Raw genomic sequence first — 21,694 nt, forward strand, 5'->3', positions numbered from 1 at the left:
GAAAGGCGGGGCGGCACAGGATGTGCCATCCCCGGCGGTCCGTCAGGCAGAGGAATGACGTGAAGGAACCGCGTAGCGGCGCGAGGACCGCCAGCCCCTGAGCGGCACCAGACTGCGTTATCACCTGTCGCTTAACTGACTGGCATTACTGCGTAAAGGGAATAACCAGTTCGCCAGGTTTCACTTCCAGTCCTTTGGCAAATTTCTTCGCCAGCGACTCGCCTTTGCTGCGGTCGGCGCTGAGCACGTAAGCCGGCTTTTGATCAAAGTAGTTTTTCAGCGACTGATTCAGATAAGGCGTCAGCGTTTTCATAATGGAGGCCATTTTTTCCGGAGCAACCTGCGCATCAACAATTTCCAGATCGCGCAGATAGATTGCACCCTGCTGCTGGTCATAGACCGGCTGAGCACGCATCTTCAGTTGCATATCGGCCTGCTGGGGACCAAACAGTGACGTCACATTGATTTTAGCATTGCCAGAGAGCGTCACTTTACCTGGCTCTTCACGGCCAATCTGACTGGTCAGGTTGTTCAGGACGATGTGCGCATTAACCAGCCCGGAAACGCCAATATCTTTCTCATAGTTGTTGTGCTTCTGCAGCGCCTGGTTTACTTCCTGTTCGCTGATGGTGTATTGCGTCAGTTGATTACAGCCGCTCACCAGCAGCGCGATCAACAGGGCAGTCAGCCCGAAAAAAGCCTTTTTCATCGATCTTTATCCTGAATATCAGAGCCAATAAACAGGCCATAGCCTGCCTGAATGCGTAGCGGGTGTCATCAGGAAAGAGATGAGAAACGCCGCAGCGTCTCTCATCGGGAGGGGTTAGTGAGCTATCGAGGAGAGCAGATTCACCTGGGTCTGTTTAGCCATGTTATCGCGGTAGTCAGCGACCCGGCTCGGCCAGTCGATTCCGGCCACCAGCGTCAGAGAGCGCAGCAGCGGGAAGAGATTAAAATCATCTTCGGACAGCTCGCCATTCACCGCATTGGGCTGGACGATTAATTTGTCCAGCTTGCGCAGATCGTCGCTGACGTTCTTAATCAGGCCGGCAGAATGACTTTTCAGCGTGTCGAAATCACCGATGCTCGCCTGCTTTTTGTTGCGGAAATAGTCACGCGCCTCCGGCGTCGCGAATTCGGCAAACGCCGCCTCTGCAATACGCGGCAGCAGCAGTTTATTGACATAGCTGTTCATGTGACGCAGCCAGTCGCCGATCGCCGGATTCAGCGCGCCGATGATCAGCGGTTCGCCATCCTGCTGATCGACATAGTGTACGATCTCCATACTCTCAGGCATCGCGCTGCCATCCTGCTTCTGCAGAATGGGCGCCATTTTCTGTCCGATCAGTCGTTTCGGCGTCTCTTCATCGTCGTTGAGCATTACCACCAGCTCAACCGGTTTGTTTTTCAGGCCAAAAATCATTCGCGCTTTAACGCAGAAAGGGCAGTGGTCGTAGATATAGAGCTTCATCCTGATCTCCCGGATTTTACAGGTTTAGTGTTTAACAGAGTGAATCAATTCATCCTGCTTTCGGGCTCGTAAAAAGTATGGAAGAGATTACCCCACAGGGCAAACCTGCCTGTCAGGCACGCTGCAGGATCCGCTGCTGATGCCGCCTGCAGCAGGGGTTATCCGCGGTGCGACCCGAGCAAAATCAGCCTCTTTATCGCTAAACCGCTGTAACGTTTTACCGGAGCCCAGGCGGCGGTTATAGTGAAAGCCGGGTAATGACGGCTCATCTCTATCAGCCATTGATTTCAGGAGTCAGGATGTTTGGCTATCGTTCTGCCGCGCCCAGGGTGCGATTAACCACCGATCGGCTGGTGGTCCGTCTGGTTCACGAGCGTGATGCCTGGCGAATGGCAGATTACTACGCGGAAAACCGCCTGTTTTTAAAACCGTGGGAGCCGGTGCGTGATGACAGCCACTGCTACCCCTCGGGCTGGCAGGCGCGGCTTGGGCTGATTTCCGACATGCATAAGCAGGGTTCGGCCTTCTATTTCATTTTAATGGACAGCGATGAAACCGAAGTGAGGGGAGTGGCGAACTTCAGCAATGTGTTGCGCGGATCCTTTCATGCCTGTTATCTCGGCTATTCACTGGGTGAAAAGTGGCAGGGGCAGGGGTTCATGTTCGAAGCGTTGCAGGTGGCAATCCGCTATATGCAGCGCCAGCAGCATATTCACCGCATCATGGCTAATTACATGCCGCACAACCAGCGCAGCGGCGATCTGCTGGCGCGACTCGGTTTTGAGAAAGAGGGTTACGCGAAAGATTATCTGCTGATCGACGGACGCTGGCAGGATCACGTACTGACAGCCTTAACCCTGCGGGAATGGACGCCTGACCGGCGTGGATAATAATGAGGATGCGAGCATGAAGATGACTTTATCGGCGCAGGCGATGCGCGTGCTGGGCTGCCTGCTGGAGAAGCAGGTCACCACGCCGGAACAGTATCCGCTGTCGCTGAATGGCGTGGTGGTGGCCTGTAACCAGAAATCGAACCGCGAGCCGGTGATGGAGCTGAGCGAAAGTGAGGTGCAGGATCAGCTCGATCAGCTGGAAAAACGGCATCTGATTACCGCCAGCAGCGCCGCCGGGCAGCGGGTCGTGAAATATGAGCAGCGTTTCTGCAACTCCGCGTTTGGCACGCTAAAGCTTAATAGTGCAGAAGTCGCTCTGCTGACGCTGCTGTTACTGCGCGGGCCCCAGACGCCAGGCGAACTGCGTACCCGCAGCGGCCGTCTGCACGAGTTCAGTGATGTCAGCGAAGTTGAGCAAACGCTGGAAGGATTGATGCAGCGCGACGACAGTGCTCAGGTGATCCGTCTGTCGCGTGAACCTGGCAAGCGCGAAAGCCGCTTTATGCATCTGCTGGGCGATGAGCCTGACCAGCCGCAGGCCGCAGACGCGTCAGAAGAGCAGGGCGATCTGGCGGCGCGCGTCGCAACGCTGGAACAGCAGGTTGCAGCGCTTCAGGCACAACTCACCCAACTGCTGCAACCGGAGAGCTGAGATGACCTTACGTATTGGCGTAGTGGGATTAGGCGGTATCGCGCAGAAAGCCTGGCTGCCGGTGCTGTCGGCGGCGACGGACTGGACTCTGGCTGGAGCGTTTTCCCCGAACCAGGCCAAAGCCCGGCCGGTCTGTGACAGCTATCGCATGCCATGTTTTGGTTCGCTGAATGAATTAGCCGCTGCCTGCGACGCGGTCTTTGTCCACAGCAGCACCGCCACGCACTATGAAGTGGTCAGGGCGCTGCTGCTGGCAGGAAAGGATGTCTGCGTCGATAAGCCGCTGGCTGAAACCCTGGAACAGGCTGAGGCGCTGGTGGCGCTGGCGGAAAAACGGCAGCGTAAACTGATGGTGGCGTTTAACCGGCGGTTCGCCCCGCGCTATCAGCAGCTGCGGGCGGAGATGGCGGACGCCGCTTCTCTGCGGATTGAAAAGCACCGTAGCGACAGCGTCGGGCCACAGGATCTCCGCTTTACCCTGCTCGATGACTATCTGCATGTGGTGGACACCGCCCTCTGGCTGGGCGGGAAACCCTTTCGCCAGGTTCAGGGACGCATCGACACCAACGAACAGGGGCAGATGCTCTATGCTGAGCACCATTTCGCTGTTGAGGGCTTGTCGATTACCACCAGCATGCACCGGCGCGCAGGCAGTCAGCGCGAGCGGGTCAGCGCAGTATGTGACGGTAAGTGCATCGACATCAGTGAGATGCGCGACTGGCAGGAAGAACGGCGTGACGGGCTGCTGATTACGCCACCGCCCGCCTGGCAGAGTCATCTGACCCAGCGCGGTTTCAGCGGTGCGGCTCGCCATTTCATCGACTGCGTACAAAATCAGACGAAGCCTGAAACCAGCGGTGAGCAGGCGCTGATGGCGCAGCGTGTGGTGGAAAAATTGTGGCGTGAGGCGACGCAGGAATAACGCCTTGTAACACTCCGTGCTGGTCATTTCCCTCCGTGGCAGTAGACTGTCGCCGGGCATCTTCTGGGTGCCCGCGCTAATTCTCCTTTTTTGCCGATTCTTTTCAGGATGCGCCGTCAATTATGAATTTGTTGAAATCGCTGGCAGCGGTCAGTTCTATGACCCTGTTTTCCCGCGTACTGGGCTTTGCCCGTGATGCCATCGTGGCGCGGGTGTTTGGCGCCGGAATGGCGACTGATGCGTTCTTTGTTGCGTTTAAACTTCCCAATCTGCTGCGGCGTATTTTTGCTGAAGGCGCATTTTCTCAGGCCTTCGTGCCGATACTGGCTGAATATAAAAGCAAGCAGGGCGAAGAGGCGACCAAACTCTTCCTGGCTTACGTCTCCGGACTGCTGACGCTGGCGCTGGCGCTGGTCACCGTGGCGGGCATGATCGCTGCGCCCTGGGTCATCATGATCACGGCTCCCGGCTTTGCCGACAGTCCCGACAAGTTCGCGCTGACCAGCTCGCTGCTGCGGGTGACCTTCCCCTACATTATGCTGATTTCGCTGGCGTCGCTGGCGGGGGCGGTGCTGAACACCTGGAACCGCTTCTCGGTACCGGCCTTTGCACCGACCCTGCTGAACGTCAGCATGATTGGCTTTGCGCTGTTTGCCGCGCCGCACTTCCACCCACCGGTAATGGCGCTGGCCTGGGCCGTCGTGGCTGGCGGCGTGCTGCAACTCGGCTATCAGCTGCCACACCTGAAGAAACTCGGGATGCTGGTGCTGCCACGCCTGAATCTGCGTGATGCGGGCGTCTGGCGGGTCATGCGTCAGATGGGACCTGCCATTCTGGGCGTTTCTGTCAGTCAGATCTCGCTGATCATCAACACCATCTTCGCCTCGTTTCTGGTCTCAGGTTCGGTCTCCTGGATGTACTACGCGGACCGCCTGATGGAGTTCCCCTCGGGTGTGCTGGGCGTGGCGCTGGGCACCATTCTGCTGCCGTCGCTGGCCAAAAGTTTTGCCAGCGGCAACCATGATGAATATTCCCGGCTGATGGACTGGGGTCTGCGCCTCTGTTTCCTGCTGGCGCTTCCCAGCGCGGTGGCACTGGGCATGCTCTCCGGCCCGCTGACCGTGGCGCTGTTCCAGTACGGCAAATTCACTGCCTTTGATGCACTGATGACGCAGCGCGCTCTGATCGCCTACTCCGTCGGACTGATGGGGCTGATCGTGGTCAAGGTGCTGGCTCCGGGCTTCTATTCCCGTCAGGACATCAAAACGCCGGTTAAAATTGCGATTATCACGCTGATCATGACGCAGGTAATGAACCTGGCGTTTATTGGTCCGCTGAAACACGCCGGTCTGTCACTGTCGATTGGGCTGGCAGCCTGTCTGAATGCGTCGCTGCTCTACTGGCAGCTGCGTAAGAAGAATATCTTTATGCCGCAGCCGGGCTGGAGCAGCTTCCTGATCCGCCTGCTGATAGCTGTAGTGGTGATGGCAGGCGCGCTGTTTGCCATGCTGCAGTGGATGCCAGCCTGGGAGCAGGGATCGATGCTGTGGCGGCTGCTGCGTCTGGCCGCGGTCTGTGGTGTGGGCGGCGGGGCCTATTTCCTGGCGCTGGGGCTGCTGGGCTTCCGGCTTCGCGACTATGCGCGTCGCACCGCTGTGTAAAGCTTGCCGCAATAAATAAATTCAACGCGCAGGGAACAGGGGCAGAGGAGGAAAGCGTCCCGCGCCATGGACAAAAACGCCGGGAGCGTTTTTGAACAACGCAACGCGTTGGCCCGGCAACGGGCGCACCTCAGGGATGAGGTGCGTAATCGCGCGGGCCGAGCGGCCAGGGATTGGCTTTAGCGTCTTTCCGATCTGCCCCTGTTCCCTGTGCAGGCTCAATTTTAAAGCTCATCATGGTGAAGGAAAAAACGCACCAATAAAAAATCCCGCACCAGGCGGGATTTTTTTTCGCTACTTTCCGGTTCAGGCTTTGCGACTTAACGTCGCCTGGCCTTTACCCATCCCATCCGGGCCGTAAAAGGCCTGGGTCTGATGCGGCTTCAGCACGTCAAGCGCATCCTGGGTGTAGCGGATCTGGTGTTGCAGCAGCAGGCCGTTATGAACATTGGCATCCTGCAGACGACGGGAATGCTGCTGGATAGTGTCCCAGCGGCGCGCCATGTCGTTCTGACCACGATAAGGAGCCGAGGTCGCCTGGCTCTGTTCAGCGGTGCGGCGCATCTCGTCCAGATAGTTCAGCGTACTGAGCAGCGCGCTTTTATCTTCGGTGATACGCTGCAGCAGATTGCTGTTAATGTTTCCGGCTGCCAGCTGCTGCTGCTCTTCTTCCAGCACGGCTGACAGCGACGCCAGCACATCCTGCATCTTATCTAAGGTGGTCTGCAAATTACTCATGGGAATTAATTACCCTCTAAATACGCCTTGGTGTCGGCAATCAGCGCATCGGCGATTTTGCCGGTATCCATCTTCAGTTCGCCATTACGAATGGCGGTTTTCAGTTGTTCAACGCGCTCGACGTTAATATCTTTGCTGCTCGGCTGCATCAGCTGCGACTGCGCGCTGCTCAGTTTTACCTGGGCTGCAGCAGGGGTCGTGGCTGCTGCCACCGGGCTGGCGCTCTGGCGCACTTTGCTGTTACCGGACTCACTGCTATCGCGGCTCTGTACGGTGCTGGCGGGTTTCAGAGGTTGCGTTCTGTCAATGCTCATGTTCGGGCTCCTGTACGGTCAGGGGAAGTCTGCCACCTGAATCAGAATAGCGTTATCGCTTAGTTGATTCTTCTATCGGCAGCACTACTGGCTTCTTTAACACTTTACAGCGTTATAAGAATATTCCCATCCTCTCGTACCTTACCGCTGACAACCTGACCATTTCCCATCCTGACCCGGACCGACTGCGATCGGGCGGCGTTATTCAGTGCCTTGCCCTCACCGCTGGCATCAAATCCGTCGCCGCTGGCAATCACCATCACATTCTGACCCGCCTTGACCCGCCACGGCTGACGCAGTGTGGATGGGTTAATCGGCTGTCCTGGCGGGATATCGCGCAATACCACGGCATCTGCGACCGAGTCCGCATTCAGCAGGGCGCGGGCGGGCAGGGTATCCAGGCGACCAGTCTGCAGCGTGAAATCACTCTCGCTCACGCTACTGCCCTGGCTCAGCAGCCGGTTCGCCACCAGATAGGAACCGGTGACCTGCACCTGAACCTGAATATAACGGCGGTTCTCGCCACAGTTTGCCGCCACGCTCATATTGCCCCACAACCGGCTGTTGCCGGGCAGGGTGAACTGTGGCGCCTCACAGACTGGCCACTGTTCCTGTGGCGTGCGTACCACCACGACCATGCCATCAGCATGCTGGGCGTCACGCGCTTTAAAAAATTGATTCAGTTGTGCATTGAGATCCCCGGCGGAAACCGGCAGGGCGATCGCGACCAGCAGGCTGGTCAGCAGGGTCAGATATCGACGCATTGTGCATTTCCTCACTGATGATGGCGACGAGTGTAACCCTTAAGAAAAATCCTTAATTGTCAAAATAGCGGTCATTTGAGGCCTTATTCAGACGATGACCCCTTGCGTTTTCAAATTAAGCTGCGAGCTCGAAATTCTCATACGCGGAGGAAACATGCTCGACAAACTGGATGCGGCGCTGAAATTTGGTACGGAGGCCCTCAACCTGCGTGCTCAACGTCAGGAGATCCTGGCGTCAAATATTGCCAACGCCGATACCCCTGGTTATCAGGCCCGGGATATCGACTTTGCCAGCGAGCTGAGTCGGGTGATGTCCAATGGTCGTGCGGAAGGCAGCAGCATGGCGTTAAAAGTCACGTCAGCTCGCCACATTGAAGCACAGACAAACGGCGTGCCATCGATGGATATGCTTTATCGCATTCCTGACCAGCCTTCTGCCGACGGCAACACCGTAGATATGGACCGTGAGCGTACGCAGTTCGCGGATAACAGCCTGAAATATCAAACCGACCTCACCCTCATCAGTAGCCAGATCAAAGGCATGATGAGCGTGTTACAAGGACAATAATTATGGCCTTGCTGAATATTTTTGACATTGCCGGTTCAGCGATGACCGCGCAATCACAGCGATTAAACGTCAGTGCCAGTAACCTGGCGAACGCCGACAGCGTCACCGGCCCCGATGGAAAGCCTTACGTGGCAAAGCAGGTGGTTTTCCAGACCGATGCGGCGCCAGGCTCAGCCACCGGCGGCGTGAAAGTGGCAAGAGTCGTGGATGACCCTACACCTGCCAAGCTGGTCTATGACCCGGGCAATCCGATGGCAGATGCCAAAGGCTACGTGAAGATGCCGAACGTGGATGTGGTCTCTGAAAGCGTCAACACCATGTCGGCGTCACGCAGCTACCAGGCCAACGTCGAAGTGCTCAACACCGTGAAGTCGATGATGATGAAAACCCTGACGATCGGGCAATAACGGAGAAAAATTATGGCTATCGCGGTAGGCGTTAACGAAAGACTGGACCCCACGGTCCTTAGCTCCTCTAACACCAGTGGCACCGGCAACAATGCGCAGGATCTGCAGAATCAGTTCCTGACCATGCTGGTGACGCAGTTAAAGAACCAGGATCCCACCAATCCAATGGATAACAGCCAGCTCACCACGCAGCTGGCACAGATCAATACCCTGAGCGGCATTGAAAAACTGAATACCACGCTGGGATCGATCTCCGGCCAGATCAGCACCAGCCAGTCGCTGCAGAGCTCCACGCTGATTGGGCATGGCGTAATGGTCAATGGCGGACAGGTTCTGGTCGGCAAAGGCACCACAACACCATTTGGCGTTGAACTGGCCTCTGCCTCAACCGGCGCATCGGCCACGATTAAAGATGCCAGTGGCAACGTGATCGATACCGTCGATCTGGGCGCGCTCAGTGCTGGCGTGCACACCTTCTCGTGGGACGGCAAGCTGACCGATGGCTCTGAAGCACCGGATGGTAAATACAGCGTTGCGATTGCCGCAAGCAATGGCAACACACAACTGGTGGCACAACCGCTTAACTACGCCTACGTCAATGGGGTGAGTACTGCGAACAACACCACAAAACTGGATCTCGGCACCATGGGCTCCGCCACCCTTGACGACGTACGTCAGATTCTCTGATTAACCTGTAGACAGGAAACCTATAAATGTCATTTTCCCAAGCGGTCAGCGGCCTTGGTGCTGCTTCAAGTAACCTTGATGTCATCGGTAACAACATTGCTAACTCCGCAACAGCGGGCTTTAAATCGAGCACCATCGCGTTTGCCGATATGTTTGCCGGTTCTAACGTCGGTCTCGGCACCAAAGTCGCGGCGGTGATTCAGAACTTTAACGACGGTGCGACCACCACCACCAGCCGTGGCCTGGACGTTGCGCTGAGCGGTAACGGTTTCTTCCGTATGACCGACAGCAGCGGCGGCGTCTTCTATTCACGTAATGGCCAGTTAACGCTGGATGCTAACCGTAACCTGGTCAACACCCAGGGTCTGAACGTGACCGGCTATCCGGCCAGCGGTTCACCGGCCACCATTCAGGCCGGTGCTAACCCGGTAGCGTTGCGTATTCCTACCGAGCAGATGTCAGCCCGCGCCACCACCACCGCCGGTCTGGTTGCCAACCTGAACTCAACGGATACCACGCCATCCGTGCCTACCTTCTCGACGGCGAACGCAGACAGCTACAACAAGAAAACCACGGCAACCGTGTTCGACTCGCAGGGTAATGACCACGCGCTCGACATGTATTTCTCGAAAGACACCACCAGCAACAGCTGGACCGTGCGTACCATTGATGGCACCACCGGCACCTCCGCGGGTGACTTCCGAATGGCGTTTGACACCAGCGGTAAGCTGACCAGCGTTTCTAAGCTGGATGCCAGCGGCGCGGTTGTCAGCACCACGACGGATGGCACCGTCGGCCTGACGCTGAACGTGGGCGGCGCCAATGGCGCAGTAGCCAATCAGCCCATCAACCTGAGCATGCTGGGCAGCCTGCAGCAGAACACCGGCGCCACCAACTTTGGCAGCCCGACCCAGGATGGTTATGCACCTGGCGATCTGACCAGCTACGCGATCAATAATGACGGCACCATCACTGGCAGCTACTCAAACCAGAAAACCCAGCTGCTGGGTCAGATTGTCCTGTCGAGCTTCTCTAACCCGGAAGGCCTGCAGTCTAAAGGCGACAACGTCTGGCAGGCTTCGAGCGCATCCGGTCAGGCAGCAACTGGTCTGGCTAACACCGGTACCTTTGGTTCACTGACCGCCGGCGCACTGGAATCGTCCAACGTCGACATGAGTAAAGAGCTGGTGAATATGATCGTCGCGCAGCGTAACTATCAGGCGAATGCGCAGACCATCAAAACTCAGGACCAGATTCTCAACACGCTGGTTAACTTACGTTAATTCGCTAACAGGATTGCCATATGGATCACGCGATATATACCGCGATGGGCGCGGCCAGCCAGACGCTGGATCAGCAGGCGGTTACCGCCAGCAACCTCGCCAACGCCTCTACACCCGGTTTTCGTGCACAGCTGAATGCGCTGCGCGCAGTGCCGGTGAGTGGCTGGTCACTGCCAACCCGCACGCTGGTCGCCGCCTCAACACCGGGCGCCGACATGAGTCAGGGCGCGATGGATTACACCGAGCGTCCACTCGATGTGGCGGTGCAGCAGGATGGCTGGCTGGCGGTACGTACCGCTGACGGCAGCGAAGCCTATACCCGCAACGGCAATATGCAAATCAGTCCGACCGGTACGCTGACGGTTCAGGGCAATCCTGTGATGGGCGATGGCGGTCCGATTGTGATTCCGCAGGGCACGCAAATCACCATTGCAGCCGACGGCTCGATCACCGGGCTGAATGCCGGTGATTCACCGAATGCCACGGTTCAGCTGGGCAAGCTGAAGCTGGTCAGGGCAACAGGGCAGGAGCTGCAGCGCAGTGATGACGGCATGTTCCGTCCGACTGCGTCGACGCAGACAACCCGCGGTGCCGCGCTGCAGGCCGATCCCACCATGCAGGTGATGCCTGGCGTGCTGGAAGGCAGCAACGTCAAACCGGTAGAAACCATGGTCGATATGATCGCCAACGCCCGACGTTTTGAGATGCAGATGAAAGTCATCACCAACGTCGACGAAAATGAACAAAAAGCCAACCAGCTCCTGAGCATGGGCTAAGGCACGAGGATAACAACATGATTCGTTCTTTATGGATCGCTAAGACCGGTCTTGATGCGCAGCAGATGAACATGGACGTCATTGCCAACAACCTGGCAAACGTCAGCACCAACGGCTTTAAGCGTTCACGTGCCGTGTTCGAAGATCTGATGTACCAGACCATGCGCCAGCCGGGCACACAGTCATCAGAGCAGACAACGCTGCCATCCGGTTTGCAGATCGGTACCGGTGTTCGTCCGGTGACCACTGAGCGTCTGCATACGCAGGGCAACCTGTCGCAGACCAGTAACTCAAAAGATATCGCCATTAACGGCCAGGGCTATTTTCAGATTCAGATGCCGGATGGCACCTCTGCTTATACCCGTGACGGCGCGTTTCAGGTTGATCAGAACGGCCAGCTGGTGACCAACTCCGGTTTCCCGGTGCAGCCAGGCATCACCATTCCGGCCAACGCCACCAGCATTACCGTGTCGCGTGACGGTGTGGTCAGCGTGACGCAGCAGGGTCAGGCTCAGGCCGCGCAGGTGGGGCAGTTAACCCTGAGCACCTTTATGAATGACGCCGGTCTCGATAGCGTGGGTGAAAACCTCTACAAGGAAACTCAGGCATCGGGCGCACCGACAGACAGCACGCCAGGCCAGAACGGCGCAGGTCTGCTCTATCAGGGCTACACCGAAACCTCGAACGTTAACGTGGCGGAAGAGCTGGTCACCATGATCCAGACGCAGCGCGCCTACGAAATCAACAGCAAGGCGATCAGCACCTCTGATCAGATGCTGGCGAAATTAACACAGCTTTAATCCCGAACAGGGCCAGCCCGTGCTGGCCTGAATGACAGACATTAATAAGGTCGTGACGCCGTGGCGAAGCAACAGATTCTCAAGCCTGGACATTGGTTAGTTGCCTCGTTGCTGCTAACTCTTAACGGATGTGCCCTGGTCCCGCGTACCCCGCTGGTCGAAGGTGCAACCACAGCGCAACCCATGCCGTCTGCGCCACCGGTGGTCAACGGCTCTATATTCCAGGGCGTCGCGCCGCTTAACTACGGCTATCAGCCGCTGTTTGAAGATCGTCGTCCACGCAACATTGGCGATACCCTGACCATTACGCTGCAGGAAAACGTCAGCGCCAGCAAAAGCTCCTCAGCCAATGCCAGCCGCGATGGCAGCAGCAGCTTTGGCGTGAGCGCGGTGCCGACCGGACTGGCAGGCCTGGTGGGTGCAGGTGGTGAAAAAGCCAATATCGACGCGACAGGCAAAAACGATTTCGCAGGTAAAGGTGGCGCATCCGCCAATAACACCTTTACCGGCACCATTACCGTCACCGTGGATCAGGTGTTGTCAAACGGCAACCTGCACGTGGTCGGTGAAAAACAGATTGCCATTAATCAGGGCACGGAGTTCATTCGCTTCTCGGGCGTGGTCAACCCACGCACCATTAGCGCCAGCAACGCCGTGTTATCTACTGCTGTCGCCGATGCACGTATTGAGTACGTCGGAAATGGTTACATCAATGAGGCGCAGACCATGGGTTGGTTCCAGCGTTTCTTCCTGAACATCTCGCCGATGTAAGAGGTTTCAATGAAAAAGTTAACGCTGTTACGCGCCGGGCTGGCGCTGCTGCTGGGCGTCAGCCTGCTGGCAAAAGCCGATTTGATTCGTGATTTAACCACGGTACAGGGCGTACGTGATAACCAGCTGCTGGGCTACGGCCTGGTGGTGGGTCTGGATGGCACCGGTGACCAGACTACCCAGACGCCATTTACTACCCAGACAGTGAGCAACATGCTGTCACAGCTTGGTATTACCGTTCCCACCGGAACCAACATGCAGCTGAAGAACGTGGCGGCCGTCATGGTCACCGCTAAACTGCCCTCGTTTGCCCGTCAGGGACAGAACCTGGATGTGGTGGTCTCGTCGCTGGGTAACGCCAAAAGCCTGCGCGGCGGCACGCTGTTAATGACGCCGATGAAAGGGGTCGATAACCAGGTTTATGCGCTGGCGCAGGGTAATATCCTGGTCGGTGGCGCGGGTGCGTCAGCGGGCGGCAGCAGTGTTCAGGTTAACCAGCTGAACGGTGGCCGTATCACCGGCGGTGCAACCGTTGAGCGTGAACTGCAGAGCAACTTTGGTACGCAGAACACCATTAACCTGCAGCTTAACAGCGAAGATTTCTCAATGGCGCAGCGAATTGCTGATGCCATTAACGCCCGTGGCGGCTACGGCGCAGCGCAGCCGCTGGATGCCCGTACCGTGCAGATCCGCGTATCGCCTAATAATGGTGCGCAGGTGCGTCTGCTGGCTGAGATCCAGAACATTAATGTGTCTATCCCGGTTGAAGATGCCAAAGTCATCATCAACTCCCGTACCGGTTCGGTGGTAATGAACCGTGAAGTGACGCTGAATCAGTGTGCGGTCGCGCAGGGCAATCTGTCGGTGACGGTTAACCAGCAGCAGAACGTCAGTCAGCCTGATACTCCACTGGCCGGTGGTCAGACGGTGGCGACGACGCAGACTCAGATCGATCTGCGCCAGACCGGCGGTGCGCTGCAACGCGTCAACGCCAGCGCCAACCTGAACAACGTGGTGCGTGCGCTGAATGCGCTGGGTGCGTCACCTATCGAACTGATGTCAATTCTGCAGTCGATGCAAAGTGCCGGCTGTCTGCGTGCCAAACTGGAAATTATCTGATGGCTGATATGCAATCTCTGACGAGTTCGGCTTTCGACAGCCGTTCCCTGAATGAACTGAAACGCCAGGCCAGCAACGATCCGAAAGGACAAGCGTTGCAGGTGGCCCGTCAGGTCGAAGGGATGTTTGTACAGATGATGCTGAAGAGTATGCGCGAGGCGTTGCCGCAGGACGGCATTATGGGCAACGAGCAGACCAAACTCTTTACCTCTATGTATGACCAGCAGATTGCACAGGAGATGGGGAAACGTGGCCTCGGCCTGGCGGAAACCATCGTCAAACAGATGCAGCCCGCCACCGCGCCGGATGAAAAAGCCGGTACGGTGCCGATGAAGCTGGATAACAGCTTTATTCTCAGCACCAGCGGGGCAACACCACTGCCGGCGCAGCAGCTGGAGCAGATTGTGCGTAAGGCAATGCCGCGTCTGCCGCCGGTCGCTTCACCGACGGGTCTGCCCAGTGACAGCCGCGAGTTTATCGCCCAGCTGACGCAACCGGCGCAGGCTGCCAGCCAGCAGAGTGGCATTCCTCATCACCTGATTCTGGCGCAGGCTGCGCTGGAGTCGGGCTGGGGCCAGCGTCAGATCCTGACCCGCGACGGCAAACCGAGCTACAACGTGTTCGGGATTAAAGCCAGCGGCGACTGGAAAGGTGACACCACCGATATCATGACCACCGAATATGAGCAGGGCGAAGCGAAGAAAGTGCGTGCCAGCTTCCGCGTCTATAACTCCTATTTCGAGGCGCTGACCGACTACGTCAAACTCCTGACCAAAAACCCACGCTATGCGGCGGTGACGAACGCCTCAAGCGCAGAGCAGGGTGCGCAGGCCTTACAGGCGGCCGGTTATGCCACCGATCCAAAATATGCGCAAAAGCTGGTGGGAATGATTCAGCAATTCAAAAGTATGGGCGACAAAGTCGTCAAAGCTTACAGTCAGGATATGGGCGACCTGTTCTGATCATTGCGCCTCAAGTTTCACTTTAGCAAGCCGATAACATCCCTATAGCCAGAAGCGTTTTCGCCTGCTGGCGCCCACTTTGATGTCTGCCAGCCCGGTTGACGGGGAACGTAAGGAACCGAGATGTCCAGCATAATTAACTCCGCGATGAGCGGATTGAGTGCCGCGCAGGCCGCTCTGAGCACCACGAGTAACAACATTTCCAATTACACCGTGGCGGGCTATTCACGTCAGACCACGGTACTGGCGCAGGCGAACAGTACCCTGCAGGGCAATAGCTATTATGGTAACGGCGTGAATATCACCGGTGTACAACGTGAATATGATGCGTTTATTGCTACGCAGCTGCGCGGTTCCAGCGCGAACTACAGCGCGGTAAGCACCCAGCACAGCCAGATTTCTAACATTGACGATCTGCTGTCGACTTCGACTACCAGCCTGTCGACCTCGCTGCAGGGCTTCTTTACTAACCTGCAGAACGTGGTCAGCAACGCCAACGATCCGTCGGCGCGTCAGTCGATGCTCAGCAATGCGCAGGGGCTGGTCAGCCAGTTCCAGACATCAGCGCAATACCTGAACAATATGCAGAACAGCGTCAATGCCGATGTCGATTCCAGCATCAAGCAGGTCAATACCCTCACCAGCCAGATTGCCGATCTGAACAAACAGATTGGCAAACTGAGCACGGCAAACGGTGCCGCACCTAACGATCTGCTCGATAAGCGCGATCAGCTGGTGAATACCCTGAATAACGTGGTTGGTGTGACGGTATCGCAGCAGGATGGCGGCTACACGGTCGCGATGGCCAATGGCCTGACGCTGGTGAACGGCGACAAATCTCACGATCTGGTGGCGATGCCTTCCAGCAGCGATCCGACACGCACCACCATCGGCTATGTCGATAAGCAGGCGGGCAACGTCGAGATCCCGGAGAAGCTGATCACCACCGGTTCGCTGGGCGGTCTGCTGGCGTTCCGTACTCAGGATCTGGATCTGGCACAGAACCAGCTGGGTCAGTTAGCGGCGGCGTTTACCACCAGTTTCAACGATGTTCACAAGCAGGGCTTCGATAGCAAAGGCAATCAGGGCGTCGATTTCTTTAATATCGGCAGCCCGATCGTGGTGGGCAACAGTAAAAACAGCACCGCCGCGTCCGTCACCGCTGAGTGGACCGATACCAGTGCACTGAAAGCATCCAATTACACCGTGAGTTATGACGGCAATAACTGGACCGCAACCCGCGCCTCAGACAGTACGACCGTTACCATCACGCCAGGTACTGATGCCAGTGGCAACACCACGCTGAGCTTTGACGGTCTGAAACTGACCGTCGCCGGCACGCCTGCACCTGCTGCCAAAGACAGTTTCCTGGTGAAGCCGGTCCAGAACGCCATCAACGATATGTCAGTCGCGATCACCAGTGAATCGCAGGTGGCCGCCGCGGGTGCAGTAGGCGGTGAAAGTGATAACCGTAATGCGCAAAAACTGCTGAATCTGCAGGATGTGAAACTGGTCGGCGGCAATGCCACGCTGTCTCAGGCCTACGCCACCATCGTCAGTAGTGTGGGAAACAAAACCAGTTCACTGGAAACCACCAGCACCACTCAGAAAAGCGTGGTCAGTCAGCTGACCCAGCGCCAGCAATCGGTCTCTGGGGTAAACCTCGATGAGGAGTACGCCAACCTGACCAAATATCAGCAATATTACATGGCCAATGCGCAGGTGCTGCAGACTGCCAGCACCGTGTTTAATGCATTGATCAATATTCGCTAAGGGCAGGAGATAACATGCGAATCAGTACAAATATGATTTTTGAGCAGCAGGTGCGTGGCATCACTGACTCACAGGCCTCCTGGCTGAAATCAGGCCAGGAGCTCTCCAGCGGCCGCCGTGTGAATAATCCTTCGGACGATCCGATTGCCGCGTCTCGTGCTGTCGTGTTGTCACAAACCCAGCAGCAGGGCAAGCAGTATGCGCTGGCGCGTACCTTTGCCGAGCAGGGTCTGTCACTGGAAGAGAATACGCTGAAAGGCGTTACCGATGGGATCATTGCTGCGCAAGGGCTGATCGTCAACGGTTCAACCGGTACGCTGAGCGACGATGACCGTGGTTCGATTGCTACCCAGCTGGAGGGTATCCGTGCCCAGTTGCTGAACCAGGCAAACAGCCAGGATGCCAATGGCCGCTATATTTTTGCCGGTTATAAAACTGACAGTGCGCCATTTGTGGATGCGGCAGGCACCGGCGTCGGCTACGCAGGCGGCACCGAGGCGATCACTCAGAAGGTCGATACCAGCCGTACCATGACTGTGGGCCATACCGGTGACAATATCTTTATGGCGATCTCTGGCAATGCCACCAAAGAGCCGGATGGCAGCGCCAGCGAAACGAATGTGTTTAAGATGCTGGATAGCGCCATTGCTGCGCTGAAAGTGCCGCAGGATGATGCTGACGCCGCAACCAAACAGACCTTCCAGGCGGCGATGGATAAAACCAACCGTGGCCTGGGTAACTCGCTGAATAATGTCTTAACCGTGCGTTCTGAGATTGGTACCCAGCTTTCAGAGATCGACACGCTGAATGCCCAGGGCGATGACCGTAGTGTGATTTACAGCTCGCAGATGAGTGACCTGGTTAACGTGGATTTAACCGAAGCAGCTTCAAACTACACCATGCAGCAGACCGCATTACAGGCGTCCTATAAGACCTTTACGGACATGTCTAAGATGTCGCTGTTCCAGATGAACTCGTAGTCTGACCTGAAATTTTGAGCGTACTTTAACCGGATGCGCTTACTTTTTCCCACCCTCCCGCTAAAGGAGGGTGGGATTTTTTTGCCTGCGATTCAGCCGGTGGCGGGAACCATAGAAATTAAACCGGGTTGATTTACAGCGACAGTCAGCTCGCATGTCAGTCTTGCTTTCACGCTTTCACGCTTTCACGCTTTCACGCTTTCACGCTTTCACGCACACACGCACTTTCCTGATTCCTGATAAACGAGGAGGGGAGGTTAATTATCCTCTGTCCGCTGGCGGGCAGAATCGCAGGCATAAAAAAACCCCGGCTTGCAGGCCGGGGTTTAGTTCACAACAGCTTATGCGTTACGGCTTGGTCGCCGGGGCAGTGGCATGATGTGTGGCGCTATGACCACCCGCAGAACCGCGACCGTCGAACTCATACGGTGCACGCACCCAGTCACTGTGCGGTGCCGGTTCTGACTGCCAGACTGGCGCAGGCGCTTTAGTCATCGGCGCAGAGGCAAAATGCTTCCAGCGCGTACCATCATTTGGCACTGATGCCGTTGCAGGCTCGGATGCCGTTGCAGGTACTGATGCAACAGGTTCGGCCGCAGTCACCGGTGCTGCAGGGGCGACATCGCGTGCGGCCACCGGAGCATGAGGTTCACGAACTGGCGCTGTTTCAGCTTCAGCAGCGACCGGCGCATTCAGAACTTCTTCAACTTCTGCTGCGATCGCTTCACTGACGTCGGTAGCCGATTGCTCAGCAACCTCTGAAGGCTGTGCTTCTTCTGCAACCGCTGCAGGCTGTGCAGTCTCAACCGCAGGTGTCACAACCGGCGCTTCGGTGACAGGCTCAGCAGGCACGGCTTCGGCTGCTACCGCTTCCGCTTTTGCTTCATCTGCCGCCGGAACAACGGAAGGCTGCTCGTTAACCGGCGCGTCGATAGCACGGGTATCGTCAGTGTTCACGACCGGCACTGGCGTTTCTGCCTGCGGCTCGGCCTGTTGCACTGGCGCTTCCTGAGCAACAGATTCAACTGCGGCAGCAACGGGCAGCGCACTGGCGGCGTCTGCTGTCTCTTCGCGGTTGTACGCTGGCGTCTCGTGAGTCACATTCTGAACCTGCTCTTCGCTGGCCTGGCTCACCGGGTAACGGATCCAGACTTTACCGGATGCCATCTCTGGTGATGCAGCTGCAGCGGCCAGCGGCATTGCTGACTGAGTCGGATAACGCTCATCACGGTAACGACGACGACGCTGTCCGCTGACGCGCAGATGACGAGGCGAACGACGTGAACGACGCGGCATATTGGCGTTATCACGGTTGTCGTTGTCATCCTGCTCTTCACCCTGCGGTGCCTGGAACTCAGGCTGCGGCTGAGCCACGTCTGTCTGCTGAGGCTGACGCACTTCAGCCGGCTGGGCAAAGTCGCTGGCTTCGGCTGGCATAGGTGGACGGTTATCATCAACACGCACCTTCTGGTTCAGCTGACGCGGCTTGCGACGCGGCATAACCTGTACGCGCTCATCATCCTGCGGCTCGGTCACGTCCGGAACGTCGGCTACCACTACCGGCTGCTCAGCCACTTTGGCGGCTTCTTCACCGGCACGTTTCTCTTCCTGACGACGACGCTGACGCTCAGCACGCTGTTCACGGCGCTGTTGCTGCTGCTCATCACGCTGCTGGCGCGCTTCTTCGCTCAGTGCCGGACGCTCTTCACGCACTTCACCAGCCTGGGACTGACGCTTGTTACGGCGATTATCGTTACCCTCGCGTGGCTCGCGATTTTCACGTGGCTCGCGACTTTCGCGCGGTTCACGACTTTCACGAGGTTCGCGGTTTTCACGAGGCTCACGGTTTTCGCGTGGTTCACGGCCTTCACGCGACTGCGCGTTATCTCCGTTACGCGGCGTACGCTCACGACGATTATTGTTACGACGGTTGTTATTATTGCTCCGGCGCTCGCCACGGCCGTTGCCGTTTTCCTGCTCGCTTTCAGGCGCTTTCTGCGGTTCTGCAACCTCAGTGGCCACGGGTGCGGCGGCAGGGGCTTCTTCGCCTGCGAACATTTTTTTCAGGCCACCAAGCAGACGGCCAAAGAAGCCGGTGCTGACGGTAGCAGGCACAGCCACAGCAGGTGCTGATTTTGCGGCTGGCTGGGCTTCAGCGCGTTGCGCTTCTGGCTCAACTTCTACCGGTGCCGGAGGCGCATCAGGCATTACAAACGCGGCCAGAGCAGGCTGCTCAGGACGACGACGTTCAGCATGTTCCTCTTCCGACGGCATCGCCATTTCGGCTTCATGCAGCTTCGGCAGATGATAGCTCAGGGTCTGCGTCTCTTCGCCTTTGCGCACGCGCAGCACGGAGTAGTGTGGGGTCTGCATCTTGTCATCAGGAACGATGATAGCCCGCACGCCACCCTGGCGTGTTTCAATAGCGTTAACCGCTTCACGTTTTTCATTCAGCAGGTAAGAGGCCACCTGAACCGGAACAATGGCGTGAACTTCTTTGGTGTTGTCTTTCAGCGCTTCTTCTTCAATCAGACGCAGGATCGACAGCGCCAGTGACTCGTTATCACGGATGGTGCCGGTGCCGCTACAGCGTGGGCAGACGTGATGACTGGATTCACCTAATGACGGGCTCAGACGCTGACGGGACATCTCCAGCAGGCCGAAACGTGAAATGTGGCTGATCTGAATGCGGGCGCGGTCCTGACGGACAGCTTCACGCAGACGATTCTCAACCGCGCGCTGATGGCGTACTGGCGTCATATCGATGTAATCGATAACGATCAGGCCGCCCAGGTCACGCAGACGCAGCTGACGAGCAATCTCATCGGCCGCTTCAAGGTTGGTGTTGAACGCCGTCTCTTCGATGTCACCGCCGCGCGTTGCACGTGCTGAGTTGATATCGATAGCGGTCAGCGCTTCGGTACTGTCGATCACAATCGAGCCACCGGAAGGCAGGCGGACTTCACGCTGGAAAGCGGATTCGATTTGCGATTCGATCTGATAGTGGCTGAACAGCGGGATTTCACCGGTGTAGAGCTTAATTTTGCTGCTGAAGTCCGGACGGCCCAGCGCAGCGATATGCTGACGCGCCAGTTCCAGTACTTTCGGGTTATCGATAAGGATCTCACCGATGTCCTGACGCAGATAGTCGCGGAAGGCACGCACAATCACGTTACTTTCCTGATGGATCAGGAACGGAGCAGGGCGGTTTTCAGCGGCTTTCTTGATCGCTTCCCAGTGTTTTAGACGGAAGCTTAAATCCCACTGCAGCGATTCGGCTGATTTACCGACGCCCGCAGTACGGACAATCAGGCCCATGCCTTCCGGCAGTTCCAGCGCCGACAGGGCTTCTTTCAGCTCGGTACGATCGTCACCTTCGATACGGCGAGAGATACCGCCTGCACGTGGGTTGTTCGGCATCAGTACCAGATAGCTGCCCGCCAGAGAGATAAAGGTGGTCAGCGCAGCGCCTTTATTGCCGCGTTCTTCTTTATCGATCTGAACAATGACTTCCTGACCTTCACGCAGCACGTCTTTAATATTCGGACGACCATGCGCGTTATAGCTGGAGGGGAAGTATTCGCGGGAGATTTCTTTTAACGGGAGGAAACCGTGACGCTCTGCGCCGTAATCGACAAACGCAGCTTCAAGGCTGGGTTCAATGCGAGTGATTTTACCTTTGTAAATGTTGGCTTTTTTCTGCTCGTGTCCAGGACTTTCAATATCCAGATCGTACAGACGCTGACCGTCAACCAGGGCAACGCGCAACTCCTCCTGCTGAGTTGCGTTTATTAACATTCTTTTCATCGTGACTTACTCGTTATTCTTTCATGAGTGATTACAGCTGCGGGCATAGTTACCCTGGACGAGTATCAACCGATGGCCCCGTGACTTAGTGCAATGTCGTCAACCTCACGGCTGTCGACCGCGCGAGGGGCGCAAATAACGTCGGTGGCCTGTTTTTCATAAGGGAAAACAGCACCAGATAGTGGAAATGCCTGAGAGAATAAAGAAAACCCGTGCATCCCATACTGTTGTCCAGGCCGCAACCCGCAGCCCGCTAAGTGCCTGATTTCGCATTACGTCTTACGCCATTGCTGCGTGTCTGCTCAATCCGGCAAAATGACAATTTCGCTCTTTTTCTGCCCTGAAA

21 protein-coding genes are annotated in these 21,694 nt (G+C 56.9%); 15 read left to right on the plus strand and 6 right to left on the minus strand.

From position 1 onward, the window contains the following. Positions 1–145: 145 nt before the first annotated feature. Together HFD94_RS20400 and grxB are read right to left on the minus strand one after the other, a co-directional pair. The gene (locus HFD94_RS20400; protein ID WP_010246390.1) at positions 146–709 is read right to left on the minus strand and encodes a lipoprotein; all 564 of its coding nucleotides are present in this window, start codon (positions 707–709) and stop codon (positions 146–148) included. A 114-nt stretch (positions 710–823) separates the two neighbouring features. Continuing rightward, positions 824–1,471, minus strand: coding sequence for a glutaredoxin 2 (grxB, locus tag HFD94_RS20405; protein WP_010246388.1), 648 nt, complete (start codon positions 1,469–1,471; stop codon positions 824–826). Between the two features lie 299 nt (positions 1,472–1,770). Here grxB and rimJ point away from each other — a divergent pair, with 299 nt between their 5' ends. The 4 genes from rimJ (at position 1,771) to murJ (ending at position 5,599) form a co-directional block, all read left to right on the plus strand. Continuing rightward, entirely contained in the window at positions 1,771–2,361 is a 591-nt protein-coding gene (gene rimJ, locus HFD94_RS20410) for a ribosomal protein S5-alanine N-acetyltransferase (protein WP_010246386.1), read from the plus strand. Between the two features lie 16 nt (positions 2,362–2,377). Beyond that, entirely contained in the window at positions 2,378–3,016 is a 639-nt protein-coding gene (locus HFD94_RS20415; RefSeq protein ID WP_045140519.1) for a YceH family protein, read from the plus strand. Position 3,017: 1 nt separating this feature from the next. Then, positions 3,018–3,938: a Gfo/Idh/MocA family protein gene (locus tag HFD94_RS20420; RefSeq protein ID WP_031593646.1), complete on the plus strand. Its 921-nt coding sequence runs from the start codon at positions 3,018–3,020 to the stop codon at positions 3,936–3,938. Between the two features lie 122 nt (positions 3,939–4,060). Then, positions 4,061–5,599, plus strand: coding sequence for a murein biosynthesis integral membrane protein MurJ (gene murJ, locus HFD94_RS20425; protein ID WP_045140517.1), 1,539 nt, complete (start codon positions 4,061–4,063; stop codon positions 5,597–5,599). A gap of 306 nt (positions 5,600–5,905) precedes the next feature. On the opposite strand, the gene flgN is transcribed toward murJ, so the two are convergent. The 3 genes from flgN to flgA form a co-directional block, all read right to left on the minus strand. Further along, positions 5,906–6,337 (minus strand): flagellar export chaperone FlgN, encoded by a 432-nt coding sequence (gene flgN, locus HFD94_RS20430; RefSeq protein ID WP_010246377.1) that lies wholly within the window; start codon positions 6,335–6,337, stop codon positions 5,906–5,908. A gap of 5 nt (positions 6,338–6,342) precedes the next feature. Further along, positions 6,343–6,651 (minus strand): flagellar biosynthesis anti-sigma factor FlgM, encoded by a 309-nt coding sequence (flgM, locus tag HFD94_RS20435; RefSeq protein WP_010669838.1) that lies wholly within the window; start codon positions 6,649–6,651, stop codon positions 6,343–6,345. Positions 6,652–6,755: 104 nt separating this feature from the next. Then, positions 6,756–7,415 carry a flagellar basal body P-ring formation chaperone FlgA gene (flgA, locus tag HFD94_RS20440; RefSeq protein WP_167433501.1) on the minus strand — a complete coding sequence of 220 codons (660 nt, stop codon included), beginning with the start codon at positions 7,413–7,415 and terminating at the stop codon, positions 6,756–6,758. A 154-nt stretch (positions 7,416–7,569) separates the two neighbouring features. Between flgA and flgB the strand changes: the two genes are divergently transcribed. The 11 genes from flgB to flgL all read left to right on the plus strand — a co-directional run bounded on the left by flgB (position 7,570) and on the right by flgL (position 17,541). Next, positions 7,570–7,983, plus strand: coding sequence for a flagellar basal body rod protein FlgB (gene flgB / locus HFD94_RS20445; RefSeq protein ID WP_009090882.1), 414 nt, complete (start codon positions 7,570–7,572; stop codon positions 7,981–7,983). Between the two features lie 2 nt (positions 7,984–7,985). Further along, positions 7,986–8,390 (plus strand): flagellar basal body rod protein FlgC, encoded by a 405-nt coding sequence (gene flgC / locus HFD94_RS20450; RefSeq protein ID WP_013357440.1) that lies wholly within the window; start codon positions 7,986–7,988, stop codon positions 8,388–8,390. A 12-nt stretch (positions 8,391–8,402) separates the two neighbouring features. Further along, positions 8,403–9,077 (plus strand): flagellar hook assembly protein FlgD, encoded by a 675-nt coding sequence (gene flgD, locus HFD94_RS20455; protein ID WP_167433502.1) that lies wholly within the window; start codon positions 8,403–8,405, stop codon positions 9,075–9,077. A 26-nt stretch (positions 9,078–9,103) separates the two neighbouring features. Then, on the plus strand, positions 9,104–10,360 hold the full coding sequence (gene flgE, locus HFD94_RS20460) for a flagellar hook protein FlgE (RefSeq protein ID WP_010246367.1): 1,257 nt from the start codon (positions 9,104–9,106) through the stop codon (positions 10,358–10,360). 20 nt (positions 10,361–10,380) lie between these two features. Further along, positions 10,381–11,136 carry a flagellar basal body rod protein FlgF gene (locus HFD94_RS20465; RefSeq protein WP_010246364.1) on the plus strand — a complete coding sequence of 252 codons (756 nt, stop codon included), beginning with the start codon at positions 10,381–10,383 and terminating at the stop codon, positions 11,134–11,136. A gap of 17 nt (positions 11,137–11,153) precedes the next feature. Continuing rightward, positions 11,154–11,936: a flagellar basal-body rod protein FlgG gene (gene flgG, locus HFD94_RS20470; protein ID WP_003849881.1), complete on the plus strand. Its 783-nt coding sequence runs from the start codon at positions 11,154–11,156 to the stop codon at positions 11,934–11,936. Positions 11,937–11,996: 60 nt separating this feature from the next. Beyond that, positions 11,997–12,707 (plus strand): flagellar basal body L-ring protein FlgH, encoded by a 711-nt coding sequence (locus tag HFD94_RS20475; protein ID WP_029519565.1) that lies wholly within the window; start codon positions 11,997–11,999, stop codon positions 12,705–12,707. A gap of 9 nt (positions 12,708–12,716) precedes the next feature. Continuing rightward, the gene (locus HFD94_RS20480) at positions 12,717–13,826 is read left to right on the plus strand and encodes a flagellar basal body P-ring protein FlgI (RefSeq protein WP_010669845.1); all 1,110 of its coding nucleotides are present in this window, start codon (positions 12,717–12,719) and stop codon (positions 13,824–13,826) included. Then, complete coding sequence (gene flgJ, locus HFD94_RS20485; RefSeq protein WP_010246357.1) at positions 13,826–14,788, plus strand: flagellar assembly peptidoglycan hydrolase FlgJ; 963 nt, start codon at positions 13,826–13,828, stop codon at positions 14,786–14,788. The genes HFD94_RS20480 and flgJ overlap by 1 nt, the downstream gene beginning before the upstream one ends. 123 nt (positions 14,789–14,911) lie before the next feature. Further along, a complete protein-coding gene (gene flgK / locus HFD94_RS20490; RefSeq protein ID WP_167433503.1) occupies positions 14,912–16,561 on the plus strand; it encodes a flagellar hook-associated protein FlgK in 1,650 nt (549 codons plus the stop codon). A gap of 14 nt (positions 16,562–16,575) precedes the next feature. Beyond that, complete coding sequence (gene flgL, locus HFD94_RS20495; protein WP_033766930.1) at positions 16,576–17,541, plus strand: flagellar hook-associated protein FlgL; 966 nt, start codon at positions 16,576–16,578, stop codon at positions 17,539–17,541. A gap of 348 nt (positions 17,542–17,889) precedes the next feature. On the opposite strand, the gene rne is transcribed toward flgL, so the two are convergent. Beyond that, complete coding sequence (gene rne, locus HFD94_RS20500) at positions 17,890–21,348, minus strand: ribonuclease E (protein ID WP_167433504.1); 3,459 nt, start codon at positions 21,346–21,348, stop codon at positions 17,890–17,892. Positions 21,349–21,694: the final 346 nt, after the last annotated feature.

The organism is Pantoea sp. EKM20T (genome assembly GCF_011800485.1).
In the GTDB taxonomy this organism is placed as follows: domain Bacteria; phylum Pseudomonadota; class Gammaproteobacteria; order Enterobacterales; family Enterobacteriaceae; genus Pantoea; species Pantoea agglomerans.

Excerpts from the sequence above, each read along its gene's own strand:
- HFD94_RS20400 (WP_010246390.1), bottom strand. The coding sequence starts at position 709 with ATGAAAAAGGCTTTTTTCGGGCTGACTGCCCTGTTGATCGCGCTGCTG.
- grxB (WP_010246388.1), bottom strand. The coding sequence starts at position 1,471 with ATGAAGCTCTATATCTACGACCACTGCCCTTTCTGCGTTAAAGCGCGA.
- rimJ (WP_010246386.1), top strand. The coding sequence starts at position 1,771 with ATGTTTGGCTATCGTTCTGCCGCGCCCAGGGTGCGATTAACCACCGAT.
- HFD94_RS20415 (WP_045140519.1), top strand. The coding sequence starts at position 2,378 with ATGAAGATGACTTTATCGGCGCAGGCGATGCGCGTGCTGGGCTGCCTG.
- HFD94_RS20420 (WP_031593646.1), top strand. The coding sequence starts at position 3,018 with ATGACCTTACGTATTGGCGTAGTGGGATTAGGCGGTATCGCGCAGAAA.
- murJ (WP_045140517.1), top strand. The coding sequence starts at position 4,061 with ATGAATTTGTTGAAATCGCTGGCAGCGGTCAGTTCTATGACCCTGTTT.
- flgN (WP_010246377.1), bottom strand. The coding sequence starts at position 6,337 with ATGAGTAATTTGCAGACCACCTTAGATAAGATGCAGGATGTGCTGGCG.
- flgM (WP_010669838.1), bottom strand. The coding sequence starts at position 6,651 with ATGAGCATTGACAGAACGCAACCTCTGAAACCCGCCAGCACCGTACAG.
- flgA (WP_167433501.1), bottom strand. The coding sequence starts at position 7,415 with ATGCGTCGATATCTGACCCTGCTGACCAGCCTGCTGGTCGCGATCGCC.
- flgB (WP_009090882.1), top strand. The coding sequence starts at position 7,570 with ATGCTCGACAAACTGGATGCGGCGCTGAAATTTGGTACGGAGGCCCTC.
- flgC (WP_013357440.1), top strand. The coding sequence starts at position 7,986 with ATGGCCTTGCTGAATATTTTTGACATTGCCGGTTCAGCGATGACCGCG.
- flgD (WP_167433502.1), top strand. The coding sequence starts at position 8,403 with ATGGCTATCGCGGTAGGCGTTAACGAAAGACTGGACCCCACGGTCCTT.
- flgE (WP_010246367.1), top strand. The coding sequence starts at position 9,104 with ATGTCATTTTCCCAAGCGGTCAGCGGCCTTGGTGCTGCTTCAAGTAAC.
- HFD94_RS20465 (WP_010246364.1), top strand. The coding sequence starts at position 10,381 with ATGGATCACGCGATATATACCGCGATGGGCGCGGCCAGCCAGACGCTG.
- flgG (WP_003849881.1), top strand. The coding sequence starts at position 11,154 with ATGATTCGTTCTTTATGGATCGCTAAGACCGGTCTTGATGCGCAGCAG.
- HFD94_RS20480 (WP_010669845.1), top strand. The coding sequence starts at position 12,717 with ATGAAAAAGTTAACGCTGTTACGCGCCGGGCTGGCGCTGCTGCTGGGC.
- flgJ (WP_010246357.1), top strand. The coding sequence starts at position 13,826 with ATGGCTGATATGCAATCTCTGACGAGTTCGGCTTTCGACAGCCGTTCC.
- flgK (WP_167433503.1), top strand. The coding sequence starts at position 14,912 with ATGTCCAGCATAATTAACTCCGCGATGAGCGGATTGAGTGCCGCGCAG.
- flgL (WP_033766930.1), top strand. The coding sequence starts at position 16,576 with ATGCGAATCAGTACAAATATGATTTTTGAGCAGCAGGTGCGTGGCATC.
- rne (WP_167433504.1), bottom strand. The coding sequence starts at position 21,348 with ATGAAAAGAATGTTAATAAACGCAACTCAGCAGGAGGAGTTGCGCGTT.